The organism is Hymenobacter ruricola, from assembly GCF_015694525.1.
Classification (GTDB): Bacteria; Bacteroidota; Bacteroidia; order Cytophagales; family Hymenobacteraceae; genus Hymenobacter; species Hymenobacter ruricola.
Genome location: NZ_JADQDM010000002.1, coordinates 459,554 through 472,617 on the forward strand (window position 1 = coordinate 459,554; position 13,064 = coordinate 472,617).

The window sequence follows — 13,064 nt, forward strand, 5'->3', positions numbered from 1 at the left end:
GTAACTAATCTGCAGGCAAAGGTAAAGCAAGAATGAGTTTTGAAGCGAATCGCCCCTAAAATTCAATGCCTTTTTTCGACAAATCCACCAATTCTCTAGCCAGTCCCTCTCTTTTCAAAGGGTCGCCGCACACTTTTGACTCATGAAATTTCAAATCAATAGTCGGTAGATGCTCTGCGGGCCCGCAACTGGCTGGTTTATCTTTGCGAGGTGAAAAACCGCTTTGCGTTCCAGCCGCGCTACTATTTGTTCTGGCTGCTGTTTTTTGGGTTGGGTCGGGCCTTATTTCTGGGGTATCAGCATGCGGCATCGGCGCAACTGCCATTTAGCACCCTGCTCGGCACGTTTGGCTACGGCCTGCGGCTGGACGCCTCGGCGGCGGCCTACGTGGCGCTGATTCCTTTTCTGCTTCTGCTAATTGGCAGCTTGGGGCCGCGGCTGCCGGTTGGGCGCCTGATTGGGGCGTATTCGGCGGCGGTGGGGGCGTTTCTGGCTTTTCTGATGGTGGCCGACTTGGAGCTGTACCGCGCCTGGGGCTTCCGGCTCGATGACACGCCGCTGCAGTACCTGAACTCGCCCAGAGAAATGGCGGCGTCGGCCGGCAGCGCGCCGCTGCTGCTGCTGGCACTGCTGGCCGGGCTGCTGGCGGGCGGCTGGTGGCTCTACCGCAGGGTGGTGGGCCGGCTGGCCCCGCTGCCGGCCTGGTTTGGGCGCGGCCGGGCGGCCCTGGCCAGCCTGCTCTACGCGGCGCTGCTGATAGTGCCGCTGCGGGGCGGCACCCAGCAGATTCCGGTCAACCAAAGCGACGTGTACTTCTCGCCCATTCCCTTCGCCAACCACGCCGCCCTGAACGCGCCCTGGAACCTGATGAGCGCCCTCGTGCTGCGGGCCGCCGAGCAGCCCCTGGCGCCCTTCATGCCCGACAGCACCGCGCGCCGGCTGGTGGCCGGGCTGTACCCGGCGGCCGTGGGCGCGCCCACGCCGCCGGATTCGTCCACTTTCATTCTGGCCGAGCCCCGGCCCAACGTGCTGTTCATCATCCTCGAAAGCTTTACGGCCAAGCTGGTGGGCAGCGTGGGCGGCGAAGCGGGCGTAACGCCTACGCTGGACAGCCTGGCGCGCACGGGCGTCCTCTTCAACCACATCTACGCGGCCGGCGACCGCAGCCAGAAAGGACTGGTGGCCCTGCTCTCGGGCTACCCCAACCAGCCCACCACCAGCATCATCAAGTTTCCGCGCAAAACCGAACGCCTGCCGCACCTGTGCCGCACCCTGAAGTCAGCCGGCTACCACTCGCGCTACTACTACGGCGGCGAGCTGGCCTTCGCCAACATGAAAAGCTACCTGCAAACGGCCGGCTACGAGCACCTCACCGAGCGGGCCGACTTTGCCGCCGCGGAGCAAAACTCTAAGTGGGGCGCCCACGACGGCGCGCTCTTCGGCCGGGTCCTGCGCGATTTGCGGCAGACGCCGTCGCCGTTTTTTGTAACGGCTTTCACGCTCAGCAGCCACGAGCCGTTCGATGTGCCGATGAAAACCCGATTTCCGGGCAAGAATGAGGAAGCCATGTTTCGCAACTCGGTGTATTACACCGACCACGTGCTGGGGCAATTTTTGCGAGCGGCCCGGCAGCAGCCCTGGTACGCCCACACCCTGCTGGTGCTGGTGGCCGACCACGGGCATCCTTTACCGGGCTACTCGTCCAACCAGAGCCCGGGCAAATTTCAGATTCCGCTGCTGCTGGCCGGCGGTGCGCTCCGGCCCGAAAGCCGCGGTCGGGTGGTTTCCACTATTGGCTCCCAAACCGATGTAGTTGCCACGCTTTTGCACCAGTTGCAACTGCCCGCCACGCCTTACGTGTGGAGCCGCAACCTGCTGGCCGCGCACCCGGTGCCGTTTGCCTTTTACACGTTCAACAACGGTTTTGGGGCTGTTTCGCCGGCCGGCGCGGTGGCGTTTGACAACATCAGCCGCCACACCTGGGAGCGTGACCCCACCGTGCCGGACGCTCAGGTGAAGCTGGGCCAGGCCCTGGAACAGGTTTCGCTGGACGACTTTGCCAAACGGTAAAGCAGTAGGCCGGCGGCTGCACAGTGTCCCCGGAACCGCCGGCCCGACAAACTCACGGAGGCAGCAATGGCGCGTGGAACAAAGCCGCCCGCGAGCGGGTGTTAGCTCACGCTGTCTATTCCCAAAACCATCTTTTGTACCTTTGCCGGGCCATGCCTACCCCTCAATCCGTTGCCTTTTATACCCTCGGCTGCAAGCTGAACTTCTCCGAAACGTCGGCCATTGGCCGGCAATTTGAAGAGCGGGGCTTCCAGAAAATCGCCTTTGAAGCCGGGGCCGACTTATACGTTATCAACACCTGCTCCGTGACCGACCACGCCGACCGCAAGTGCCGGAAAGTGGTGCAGCAGGCCCTCAAGCACAACCCCGATGCCTTCGTGGCCATCGTGGGCTGCTACGCCCAGCTCAAGCCCCAGGAAATTGCCACCATCCCCGGCGTGAGCGCCGTGCTGGGCGCGGCCGAGAAATTCCAGCTCGTCGACATTCTGGCTGATTTCCAGAAGCCCGCGGCCGGTCAGCCGGGGGCGGTGCACGCCTCGCCCATTTCCGAAGCCACCGAGTTTGTGGCCGCGCACTCGTTTGGCGACCGCACCCGCACCTTCCTCAAAGTGCAGGACGGCTGCGACTACTCCTGCTCGTTTTGCACCATTCCGCTGGCGCGGGGCGGCAGCCGCTCGGGCAGCGTGGCCAGCGTGGTGGCGCGCGTAGAGCAACTGGCCGAAACCGGCGTGAAGGAAATCGTGCTCACCGGCGTCAACCTCGGCGACTTCGGCCTGCAAGGGCCCGAGCGCGAGCGCCGCGAAGATTTTACCCAACTGGTGAAGGCGCTGGACGAGGTGAGCGGCATTCGTCGCTTCCGCATCAGCAGCTGCGAGCCCAACCTGCTCACCGACGAGATTCTGACCACGGTGGCGGCCTCCGAGCGGTTCATGCCGCACTTCCACATCCCGCTGCAAAGCGGTTCGGACAAGATTCTGGGGTTGATGCGCCGCCGCTACCGCCGGGCACTCTACGCCGGGCGCGTGGCCCGCATCAAGGAACTGATGCCGCACGCCTGCATCGGCGTGGATGTGATAGTGGGCTTTCCGGGCGAAACGGATGCCGACTTTCTCGACACGTACAACTTCCTCAACGAGCTGCCCATCAGCTACCTGCACGTATTCCCCTACTCGGAGCGGCCCGATACGCTGGCACCTACCCTGCCCGGCCGCGTGCAGGACCGGGTGCGGCACGAGCGCACCACCCAGCTGCGCAGCCTTTCGGAAAAGAAAAAGCGGTTTTTCTACGAGCAGCACCTGGGCCTGGAAACCGAAGTGCTGTTTGAAGACGACGTGACCGACGGCCGCATGGAAGGCTTCACGCCCAACTACATCCGCGTGGCCGCCAAGTACGACCCCCTACTGGTGGGCGAAATGAAGACGTTGCGCCTGACGGGCGTAAATGCGCTGGGCCTGATGGAAGCCGAAGAAGTCGGAATTTTCGCCTAAAATTTAAACCATCGCCTGCCGGGCCATGGCCAGCATTTCGCGCAGCATCTGCTGCTGCTCCAGCAGGTGCTGGTTGCGCATTTCGGCCAAGGCCAGCTGGTGCTGCAAATGTTGGGCATGCAACGCCGCCGCAATGTAGCCTTCCGGATTCGCCGGGGCGGCGGCAGCCGGAACCGGGGCTGACTCAGCAACCGGCGCCGGGGTGGGCATTGCCAGGGCGGGCTCGGCCAACTGGCTAGGGCTTGGCGCTGGCGGGGCTTTGGGTTCGGGAGCAGCCGCCACTTCTGCAGCGGCTTGGGGTTGTTCTGACTGTGGGGCGTGCGCAAAGCCGTTGAGCACCGACGCGGCGGCGCGGGCCGGCTGCTGGGCCGCGGCGGCCAGTGCCAGCGTAGCGGCGATTTCCGTGGGCTGGAGCCGCGAACCGGCTACGCCCGGGCTGGCGCGGCGCGGGCTGGGCGCTTCGAACTCTGATAGGTCGATGGGCTCCAGGGGCGGCTCAGGGGCGGCAGTAGCGGGGCGGGGTGCCGGCCGGGCAATGGGCTCGCCGCCCACCAGCATGGGTCCACGGCCGAGGAGCAGCCAATCCCTTGAAACATTTGGGTAGACCTCAAACACCTTGCACAGCAGGTCGTAGCCCGGCTTGTTGCGGCCTTCGATGAGGTGCTGGACCACGCTGGCGGTTTTGCCCAGTGAAATGGCAAAGCTGTTTTTGGTGAGCCCAAACTGCTGAATGAGCTGGGCAAAGCGCTGGTCAATGGTTTCGGAAGCGGGCACGGCCACCATGTTTGCACAAATGAGGTTTGCGCAAATGTATAAGAATTTGCCGCTAGCCCGGCATCAGGCGCCTTTTGCTTGCTCTCGCTTATTCCATTCCCAAACCGCGGCAGCCAATTGTTCTACTGTTTCCGGCGAGGCTGCGGGCGGCCCAAACTACAGGCTTATTTCCTGCTGCAACAGCGCGCTTATCCTCTCAAACGTGTCGACGGACTCGAACTGATAAAGTAAGGTGCGGGCCAGTTCAGGTTAATACGGGCTGCCAGCGGCCAGCTTCTGCAAGTGAGCAGGGTCGTGGGCCACCAGCAGCGCTTGTAATTCTTCGAAACGTGCGCCAAAGGCTGTGCGAGCGGCGTACACGTCGGGAATATTCTGGTGCAGCAACTGACGCCGCCGATGAGCCAGCAATTCGCGGCGCAACTGCGTTTCGTCGGCACGCCCCCGAAAGTAGCGGTTGAGGCCAGCTGTTAATAACGAAAAAAGATTCATCCCAGGTGTCCTTTACTCATTAGTGGTAGCCACGCAGCAACCGCCCGCCTACTCGTAGCGCAAGGAATCAATCGGGTCCAGAGCGGCGGCTTTGCTGGCCGGGTAGTAGCCCGAAGCCAGCCCCACGCCCACGCAGATAATCAGGCCCAGCAGCATCCAGAACCAAGGCACGAAGAACGAGCCCGCCCCGATGAGCGCCGCCACGCCGTTGCCACCGAGCACGCCCAGAATGATGCCCAGCGTGCCGCCCAGCAGGCAAATCACGATGGCTTCGATGAGAAACTGCTGCCGGATTTGCAGGGCCGTGGCCCCCAGCGCCTTGCGAATGCCAATTTCGCGGGTGCGCTCCGTCACCGACACCAGCATGATGTTCATGAGCGCAATGCTGGCGCCCAGCAGCGTGATGAAGGCCATGACGCTGCCGCCAGCCTTCACCTTGCCGGAAATGGCGTCGAGCGTGGAAGCCAGCGACTCGCTGCTTTCCACCGTGAAGCTGTCTTCCTGGCCCAGGCGGTCGTGGCGCACGGCGCGCATCTTGCCGGTGGCCTGGCCCATGAGGAAGGCCAGGGTGCCGGGCTTGTCGGTGGCGGTTTTGATGTCGTAGGTGAGGGCGCGCTGGCGGGGCATCTGGTTGCCGGTTTCCAGGGGCAGCAGGGCCAGGCGGTCGGAGCCGCCGCCGCCCATGCCGCTGCCGCTTTTTTCGAGCAGGCCCACTATCAGAAAACGGCGGCCCAGGGCCGACACGTACTGGCCCACGGGGCTTTGCTTGGGAAACAGCTTCTGCTTGATTTCGTCGCCCACCACCATCACGTTGGCGCCGCTGTTGAGTTCGGTCTGCGAGAACACGCGGCCTTCGGCGAGGTTATAGCCCTGGATTTTCAGGTAGTTTTCGTCGCCGGCGGTCACCTGCATGTTGGGGTTGGTTTTGGTGCCGTTGGCTTTCATTTCGGCCGCGCCGGAGATGAACGCCGACACGCCCACCTGGGCCTCGTCGCCCATGGCTTTTTTGTAGAGCTTGGCCTGCAGAAAGTCGATGGGCGGGTACTGCTTGCCCTGCACGCCGCCGCGCCGCGAGCGGTTGGTGTAGCCCTTGGCGTGCAGCTCAAACGAGTTGGCGCCGAGGCTGGCGAAGGTTTCGGACAGCGAGTTTTTCATCGCGTCGATGCTGGTGAGAATGCCCACCAGCGCAAACAGCCCGATGCTCAGAATCAGGGCCGTGAGGACGGTGCGCAGCAAATTGGCGCGGATGGAGCGGAAAGCTTCGCGGACGTTTTCGAAAGGACTCATTGACTGTTTACTAAACTGTTTTTGCAGAATTCAGGCACGCCGACTTTTACATCACGTGAATATCCTGAAGAATAAGGTGAATTCGTTCGCCGCGCTTTTCCAGGTTGAAGGTGGCGGTTAAGTCTGAACCCAAGCCGTTGATGTTCAAATCGTACCACACGTCGCCCCGGTCCGCGTCCGCCCAGCTCACCTCTTTGCGCTGCCGGGCCGCTTCCACCTTGCCGGCACCGTCTAGCGCCGTCCCGTTGTTGCGCAGCGTTACCCGGTTGTTGGCTTCGTCGCCGTAGGCCTCGATGATTTCCTTGAGTACCTCCGCGGACCAAGAAGGGTCAGTTTCCAGAAACGCGTGGGCGTCCTCGTATCGTTCCTGCTCTAATAAACTGACCCATTGGTCGATAAGGCCAATAATTTCATCATCAGAAGCGGTGGCAGCTACGGTTGCAGACATGGTATTCCGATTTATGAGTTGACCCCGGCCACCACCCTTCGGCGGGCGCCGGCCGCCAAAGTTCGGCGGCCGGCGCCTAACTTGAACCACCGGCGCCGCAACCTCGTTGCGGAGCTGCGTTTCTTTTGCTAAAATCTTATGCTGTTCAAGCGTTTTCTGCTGTTTTGGCTCCTGGCCGCGGCCGGCGTGGCCGCGCCCCTGGCCGCCCGCGCCAACCACGTGTTCATTCCGATGGACAACACCCAAAAAGAGGCCCTGAAGGCCTACGGCGTGGCATTCTGGCTGCTCCAGCGCGAAGTGCCCGTCGACTGGCTGCTGAACTACCGCGGCGGGGCCTTCGCCTTCGAAACCAGCTCGGCGGCCGAGAACGAACTGGCCGTGCGCGGCGTCACGTTCCAGGTCATCAGCGAGGCCCAGTACACCGGTATCCTCCAGGAAATAGCCGACCCCAACGCCAACATGGACGTGATGAAGCTGGAGAAAGTGCCCAAAATTGCGGTGTACACGCCCAAAGGCAAGCAGCCCTGGGACGACGCCGTGACGATGGTGCTCACCTACGCCGAAATCCCTTACACCCAGATTTACGACGACGAAGTGCTGAAGGGCGAGCTGCCGAAATACGACTGGCTGCACCTGCACCACGAAGATTTCACCGGCGAATACGGCAAGTTCTACGCTTCCTACCGCAGCTACCCCTGGTACCAGCAGCAGGTGCGCGACGCCGAAGCCGCCGCCAAGCGCAACGGCTTCGGCAAAGTGAGCCAGATGAAGGGCGCCGTGGCCACCAAAATGCAGGAATTCATCGCCGGCGGCGGCTTTTTGTTCGCCATGTGCTCGGCCACCGACAGCTACGACATCGCCCTAGCCGGCCTGGGCATCGACATGGTGGAAAGCATGTACGACGGCGACGGCGCCGACCCCAACGCGCAGTCCAAGCTGAACTTCAACCGCTGCCTGGCTTTCCAGAACTTCCAGCTCAAGACTAACCCGTTTGAGTACGAGTATTCTAACATTGACATGCAGCCTGGGGAGCGCGGCCTGGGTGAGCAAAACGACTACTTCCAGCTCTTTACCTTCTCGGCCAAGTATGACCCGGTGCCCACCATGCTGTGCCAGAACCACGAGAAAACCATTCACGGCTTCATGGGCCAGACCACGGCCTTCCGCAAAAGCCTCATCAAGCCCGACGTGGTGATAATGGGCGACACCAAGCAAACCGGCGAGGCGCGCTACGTGCACGGCTCCCTTGGCAAAGGCACCTGGACGTTTTACGGCGGTCACGACCCCGAAGACTACCAGCACCTTGTGGGCGAAGAGCCCACCGACCTGGCCCTGCACCCCAACTCCCCCGGCTACCGCCTCATTCTGAACAACATTCTTTTCCCGGCGGCCAAGAAGAAGAAGCAGAAGACCTAAGCCGAACTATGGCAGTCATCGAGCCCCAACCCGCAATGGTTGGGGCTTTTTTATTGCCCTGTTCGCTTCGCCGGACTGGATTCTGCGCTCAGGGGGTGCAGCCTTCCATTCACCGTTTCTTCTGCTTTTCTCTCGGCAAGTCAACATAATTTTAGAACGCACCAGTACGTCCGGCCCTTATGTTGATTCGACTACGCTTGTTTTTACTGCTTTTGGCCGGCGGCCTGGGCCTTCGGGCGCAGGCGCAAACTGTGACCGATTCGCTGCGCACGGCGCGGGTGCGGGCAGCCGTGTGGCGCGTGGCCATTCCGTCGGTGGCCATTGGCGTGGGCGTGCTGGCCCACAAGCCCACCTTCAACGAAACGCTCTGCAAGGCGAAGCAGAACATCCAGGAAGAAACCCAGGAAGTATTCCGCGGCTTCGATTCGCACGGCATCGACGACTACAGCCGCCACGCGCCCCTGGCCCTAGCCTACGGCCTGATGGCCACCGGCCACCGGGGCGAGCGCACGCCGCTGGGCTTCACGCTCATCTACCTGGTGGCGCACGAGCTGGACGGGGCCGTGGTGAGCAACCTCAAGCGCATCACGGCCGAGCCACGGCCCTGCAACGCGCAGGATTTGAGCTCGTTTCCGTCGTCGCACACCTCGCAGGCCTTTCTTACGGCCACGCTGCTGCACGAGCAATACGGCCGCCAGTACCCCTGGGTGAGCGTGAGCGGCTACGCGGTGGCCGCCGCCACGGGCACCATGCGCGTGCTCGGCAACAAGCACTGGGCCACCGATGTGCTGGCCGGCGCGGCCATCGGCTTTCTCTCAGCCGAAACCGTGTGGCACGCCTACCCCGCCCTCACCAAGCTGCTGCCGGAGCGGGTGGCCCACAAGCTGCTGCTGGTGCCCACGTACAGCCCGGCAGGCGGCGCCGGGTTCGCGCTGGGCTTTCAGCCGTAAGCTGGAAGTTTATAGCTACCTGTCATCCTGAGCACCGCGAAGGACCTTCTCCCGTTGGCACACAATTATGCCAGTGTAAGAAGGTCCTTCGCGGTGCTCAGGATGACAGACGAATAAGGCTGGAACCCTCGTTACTTCGCCGTTTGACGGCCTTCCTGCATCATTCTGGCGCCGATGCCCGTTAGCAGGGAAAGTCTGGCTCAGCTTAATGGCGCTGCGCTGCTTACCCCTGCCCGCATGGAGGACCTGAACCAATCCAATTACTCGCTCTCGGCCAGCCGGCCCGCTGAAGAGCAGCCCACCGAAGAATTCTCGAACCCTCTGCCCCGCGCCGTGCTGCGCATGAACAGCCACGTGCTGCTCGACGGCGAATGGAAATTTGCCCACGACGTGGAAGACGTGGGCCTGCGCGATGATTGGGCCCTGGGCCATGCCTACGAGCACCGCGCCCACTGGCCCGGCTCGGTGGAAGAGCACCTGGCCGAGGCCCGCGGGCAACAGGGCGGCGCCACCTGGCACGACAAAGTAGTGGTGTGGTACGAGCGCGAGTTCAACCTGCCCGAAGTGGCCGAGCCCCAGGCCCGCTCCCTCATCCAGCTCACGTTTGGGGCCTGCGGCTACGAAACCCGGGTGTGGCTCAATGGCCAGCTGCTGAAAACCATTGAAGGCGAAGAGGTGCATTTTGGCGAATACACTTCCTTCAGCTACGAGCTGGACGAGGAAAACCTGCACCTCGTCAACCGCCTCACCGTGCGCATCGTGGACACGATGGACGCCGAAACGCCCCGCGGCAAGCAGGAATCGCACGTGTACAAGCGCGGCGGCATCTGGTACCAGACCTACACGGGCGCCGTGCGCAGCGTGTGGCTCGAAACCGTGGAGCGCAACCGCCTGCGTTCCCGCGTGGGCGTGGTGAGCGTGGTGGAAGACCACCTGGTGCGCTTCAACCTGACGCTGCGCATCCACGACGCGGGCGACTACCTCATCCGCTTGCAGATTTTCGACCCGCTCACCACCGACCGCACGGCGCCGCTGGCCACTTCCGATTTTCCGGTGCGCGTGGCGGCCGGGCAGTGGCAGCAGCGCGTGGTGCTGGAGGTGCCCGGCGCCGAGCTGTGGAGCCCCGAAGCCCCGAACCGCTACCGGCTGGTGGCCTGCCTGGTGGACAGCGAAGGCTACGCGGCCCAGATTGAAACGCTGTTTGGGCTGCGCAAAATCGAAGCCCGGGGCCGCTACGTGTACCTCAACAACCAGCCCACCTACCTCGACGGCATCCTTTACCAGCCCGGCCAGGCCACGCTGGAAGAAATGCAGCGCCACATGCACGCCATGAAGGCGCTGGGCTGCAACCTGGTCCGCGTGCACATCGCCGGCGTCGACCCGCGCATCTACAACCTGGCCGACGAGCTGGGCCTGCTGCTGTGGGTGGAAGTGCCGAGCCCGCACAGCTCCACCCCGCGCAGCCGCGAAAACCACCGCGCCGAACTGCTGCGCCTCGTCACGCTGAGCGAAACGCACCCCAGCATCGTCATCTGGAGCCTCTATAATGAGGACTGGGGCGCCCAGGACATCGCCACCAACCCCGAAACGCGCGAGTACATCGTGGAAACCTACCACTTCATGCAGATTGCCTACCCCCAGTTTCTGGTGGTGGACAACGACGGCTGGCACCACATTTCCTACACCGGCCGCTTGAAGTCCGACCTGCTCACGGCCCACCTCTACACGCCCGACCTCACGCGCTGGAAAGAGTTGCTCGACCGGCTGGTGGGTGGCGAGATGGAAGGCACCGCCGCCTTCCCGCTCGTGGTGGGCGACCCGTTCTTTTACCGCCGGCAGGTGCCGCTCATCGTGAGCGAGTGGGGCGGCTTCGGCTTTTCCGACTACGGCGGGCCGCAGGACGCCGAAGCGCGCACCAACAGCATCAAGGCCTTCAAGCAGGAGTTGCGCAGCCGCCCCATCGCGGGCGACGTCTACACCCAGGCCACCAACATCGAAGACGAGCGCAACGGCCTCATCGACCCGCACACCGGCGCCCTGAGCGTGCCGGAAGACCTGCTGGCCTCCCGGCAGCTCGAATACTTGCAGTAGGCCTCTGCGGCGGCGCGGGCCCGCTAGCGGCGCGGGGCCTTGAGCGTGGCGGTGGCGCTCCAGGAAATGCGGCGGGCGGTGTCGCTCACTTGGAGGTCGGCCAGGATTCCGCTTGATACCGTGCTGCTTACCGACGACTTGTGGACGATGAGCGGCGCTATTTCCAGGTACTGGCGAATGGGCGGCACCTTGGACGCGCCGGGCACCAGCAGCTCAAAAACGACTACTTCCTCGGCTTCTTCGGGGCCATCGGGGAAGGCGTGGGCTTCGGCGGTTAAGGAACGAATTGCAGGGTCGAGGTTCAACATAGAAAAGGGCTTGAAAGGCAAAAACGGAATAATCAGGGGTGGGACGTGTTTGTAAATATGTGAGAAAATTGCCGAATAATCACAACCCAAAAAGGCAGATTTTTTGATAGTTACAAGGCCATTCTTGCATCTTCCGAACCGCTCCGGCGCTTCCGGGGTTATCTTTGCAGCCCGCCCTTCCGGCGCCTTGCCCACCCCATGATGATGACCAAAGAAGCCGTTCTCAAAGCCCTGAGCTACGTGGAAGAGCCCGACCTGGGTCAGGACCTCGTCACGCTCAACATGATTGAGAACATTGAGATTGACGGCCTTACCGTCGCCTTTACCGTGGTGCTCACCACGCCCGCCTGCCCGCTCAAGCAGCTCATTCACGACGCCTGCGAGCGCGCCATCCACACGATGGTCGACAAAGACGCCAACGTGGTGATTACGATGACTTCGCGCGTGACCACCGGCCGCCACAACCGCGGCGACCTGCTGCCCGGCGTAAAAAATATTATTGCCATCGCCTCCGGCAAAGGCGGCGTGGGCAAAAGCACCGTGACGGCCAACCTGGCCGTGGCCCTGGCCGCCACCGGCGCCAAAGTGGGCCTGGTGGATGCCGACATTTCGGGCCCCAGCATGCCCGTCATGTTCGACGTGGAGAACGAGGCCCCGCACGTGTTCCAGGGCCCGAACGGCAAAAACCTTATTCAGCCCATCATCAAATACGGCGTTAAGCTAATGAGCATTGGCTTCCTGGCGCCGGCCGAAAGCGCCATTGTGTGGCGCGGGCCCATGGCCTCCTCGGCGCTCAAGCAGTTCATCACCGAAGTGGATTGGGGCGAGCTCGACTACCTGCTGCTCGACCTGCCGCCCGGCACCTCCGACATCCACCTCACGCTGGTGCAAACCGTGCCCGTGACGGGCGCCGTCATCGTGACCACGCCGCAGAAAGTGGCCCTGGCCGATGCCCAGAAGGGTTTGCAGATGTTCCGCCAGCCCCAAATCAACGTGCCGGTGCTGGGCGTGGTGGAGAACATGGCCTGGTTTACGCCGGCCGAGCTGCCCGAAAACAAGTACTTCATTTTTGGCGAAGGCGGCGGCCAGCGTCTGGCCACGCAGCACGACATTCCGCTGCTAGGCCAGCTGCCGCTGGTGCAAAGCATCCGCGAAAACGGCGACCAGGGCCAGCCCGCCGTGCTCGACCCGGAGTCCGAGGTCGGCCAACGCTTTGCGGACCTGGCCGAAGCCGTGGCCCGGCAAGTAAGTATCCGCAACAACGTGGCGCCCAAAACGGCCGTCGTGCAGATGAACTCCTAATGCCCGTGGAAACGACAACTCTTGCCCCCACCTTTGACCACCCGCTGATGCCCCGCATCGAGGCGGCCCTCGACACCCTGCGCCCTTACCTGGCCACCGACGGCGGCAACGTGCGCGTGGCCAACATCACGCCCGAAGGTGTGCTCCAACTGCAGTGGGAAGGCGCCTGCGGGGCCTGCCCCATGTCGCCGATGACCCGCGCCGGGCTGGAAGACACCGTGAAAAAGGCCGTGCCGGAAATTACCGCGGTTGAAGCGCGGTAGGCCTCTTTTTCTGTTATTTGACTCATCACAGCACGTCATGCTGAGCGTAGCCGAAGCATCTCGCGTGGGGTAGTAATCACAATCGTTCTACCGGTTGAGTTTACTATTGCACGCGAGATGCTTCGGCTACGCTCAGCATGACGTTCTTTTTTGACCTGCTTTCCCTAAATCACCCTGCC

The 13,064-nt window shown here is 62.8% G+C and carries 12 protein-coding genes; 7 read left to right on the plus strand and 5 right to left on the minus strand.

Features of this window, described 5'->3' with window-relative positions:
- The first annotated feature begins 210 nt into the window (after window positions 1–210).
- Both I2H31_RS25620 and mtaB read left to right on the plus strand, forming a co-directional pair.
- On the plus strand, window positions 211–2,070 hold the full coding sequence (locus I2H31_RS25620) for an LTA synthase family protein (protein WP_196292101.1): 1,860 nt from the start codon (window positions 211–213) through the stop codon (window positions 2,068–2,070).
- Between the two features lie 152 nt (window positions 2,071–2,222).
- Window positions 2,223–3,557 (plus strand): tRNA (N(6)-L-threonylcarbamoyladenosine(37)-C(2))-methylthiotransferase MtaB, encoded by a 1,335-nt coding sequence (gene mtaB / locus I2H31_RS06050; protein ID WP_196292102.1) that lies wholly within the window; start codon window positions 2,223–2,225, stop codon window positions 3,555–3,557.
- A gap of 3 nt (window positions 3,558–3,560) precedes the next feature.
- Here mtaB and I2H31_RS06055 read toward each other — a convergent pair whose 3' ends face one another.
- From I2H31_RS06055 to I2H31_RS06070, 4 genes are all read right to left on the minus strand, one after another.
- Complete coding sequence (locus tag I2H31_RS06055; protein WP_196292103.1) at window positions 3,561–4,331, minus strand: helix-turn-helix transcriptional regulator; 771 nt, start codon at window positions 4,329–4,331, stop codon at window positions 3,561–3,563.
- Between the two features lie 249 nt (window positions 4,332–4,580).
- A complete protein-coding gene (locus I2H31_RS06060) occupies window positions 4,581–4,820 on the minus strand; it encodes a hypothetical protein (RefSeq protein ID WP_196292104.1) in 240 nt (79 codons plus the stop codon).
- Between the two features lie 48 nt (window positions 4,821–4,868).
- Window positions 4,869–6,107: an ABC transporter permease gene (locus I2H31_RS06065; RefSeq protein WP_196292105.1), complete on the minus strand. Its 1,239-nt coding sequence runs from the start codon at window positions 6,105–6,107 to the stop codon at window positions 4,869–4,871.
- A 46-nt stretch (window positions 6,108–6,153) separates the two neighbouring features.
- Window positions 6,154–6,555: a hypothetical protein gene (locus tag I2H31_RS06070; protein ID WP_196292106.1), complete on the minus strand. Its 402-nt coding sequence runs from the start codon at window positions 6,553–6,555 to the stop codon at window positions 6,154–6,156.
- Between the two features lie 138 nt (window positions 6,556–6,693).
- Between I2H31_RS06070 and I2H31_RS06075 the strand changes: the two genes are divergently transcribed.
- From I2H31_RS06075 to I2H31_RS06085, 3 genes are all read left to right on the plus strand, one after another.
- A complete protein-coding gene (locus tag I2H31_RS06075; RefSeq protein WP_230687501.1) occupies window positions 6,694–7,971 on the plus strand; it encodes an asparagine synthetase B in 1,278 nt (425 codons plus the stop codon).
- Window positions 7,972–8,150: 179 nt separating this feature from the next.
- Complete coding sequence (locus I2H31_RS06080; RefSeq protein WP_196292107.1) at window positions 8,151–8,921, plus strand: phosphatase PAP2 family protein; 771 nt, start codon at window positions 8,151–8,153, stop codon at window positions 8,919–8,921.
- 237 nt (window positions 8,922–9,158) lie between these two features.
- Window positions 9,159–11,012: a glycoside hydrolase family 2 protein gene (locus tag I2H31_RS06085; protein WP_196292108.1), complete on the plus strand. Its 1,854-nt coding sequence runs from the start codon at window positions 9,159–9,161 to the stop codon at window positions 11,010–11,012.
- Window positions 11,013–11,035: 23 nt separating this feature from the next.
- On the opposite strand, the gene I2H31_RS06090 is transcribed toward I2H31_RS06085, so the two are convergent.
- A complete protein-coding gene (locus tag I2H31_RS06090; protein ID WP_196292109.1) occupies window positions 11,036–11,320 on the minus strand; it encodes a hypothetical protein in 285 nt (94 codons plus the stop codon).
- Window positions 11,321–11,518: 198 nt separating this feature from the next.
- Between I2H31_RS06090 and I2H31_RS06095 the strand changes: the two genes are divergently transcribed.
- On the plus strand, window positions 11,519–12,622 hold the full coding sequence (locus I2H31_RS06095) for an Mrp/NBP35 family ATP-binding protein (RefSeq protein WP_196292110.1): 1,104 nt from the start codon (window positions 11,519–11,521) through the stop codon (window positions 12,620–12,622).
- Window positions 12,623–12,669: 47 nt separating this feature from the next.
- Complete coding sequence (locus I2H31_RS06100) at window positions 12,670–12,885, plus strand: NifU family protein (protein ID WP_305014419.1); 216 nt, start codon at window positions 12,670–12,672, stop codon at window positions 12,883–12,885.
- Window positions 12,886–13,064 lie beyond the last annotated feature (179 nt).

Bases quoted from the DNA above. Each gene is read 5' to 3' on its own strand.
- I2H31_RS06095 (WP_196292110.1), top strand. From the start codon at position 11,519: ATGATGATGACCAAAGAAGCCGTTCTCAAAGCCCTGAGCTACGTGGAA.
- mtaB (WP_196292102.1), top strand. From the start codon at position 2,223: ATGCCTACCCCTCAATCCGTTGCCTTTTATACCCTCGGCTGCAAGCTG.
- I2H31_RS06075 (WP_230687501.1), top strand. From the start codon at position 6,694: ATGCTGTTCAAGCGTTTTCTGCTGTTTTGGCTCCTGGCCGCGGCCGGC.
- I2H31_RS06065 (WP_196292105.1), bottom strand. From the start codon at position 6,107: ATGAGTCCTTTCGAAAACGTCCGCGAAGCTTTCCGCTCCATCCGCGCC.
- I2H31_RS06085 (WP_196292108.1), top strand. From the start codon at position 9,159: ATGGAGGACCTGAACCAATCCAATTACTCGCTCTCGGCCAGCCGGCCC.
- I2H31_RS06090 (WP_196292109.1), bottom strand. From the start codon at position 11,320: ATGTTGAACCTCGACCCTGCAATTCGTTCCTTAACCGCCGAAGCCCAC.
- I2H31_RS06060 (WP_196292104.1), bottom strand. From the start codon at position 4,820: ATGAATCTTTTTTCGTTATTAACAGCTGGCCTCAACCGCTACTTTCGG.
- I2H31_RS06070 (WP_196292106.1), bottom strand. From the start codon at position 6,555: ATGTCTGCAACCGTAGCTGCCACCGCTTCTGATGATGAAATTATTGGC.
- I2H31_RS06100 (WP_305014419.1), top strand. From the start codon at position 12,670: ATGCCCCGCATCGAGGCGGCCCTCGACACCCTGCGCCCTTACCTGGCC.
- I2H31_RS06080 (WP_196292107.1), top strand. From the start codon at position 8,151: ATGTTGATTCGACTACGCTTGTTTTTACTGCTTTTGGCCGGCGGCCTG.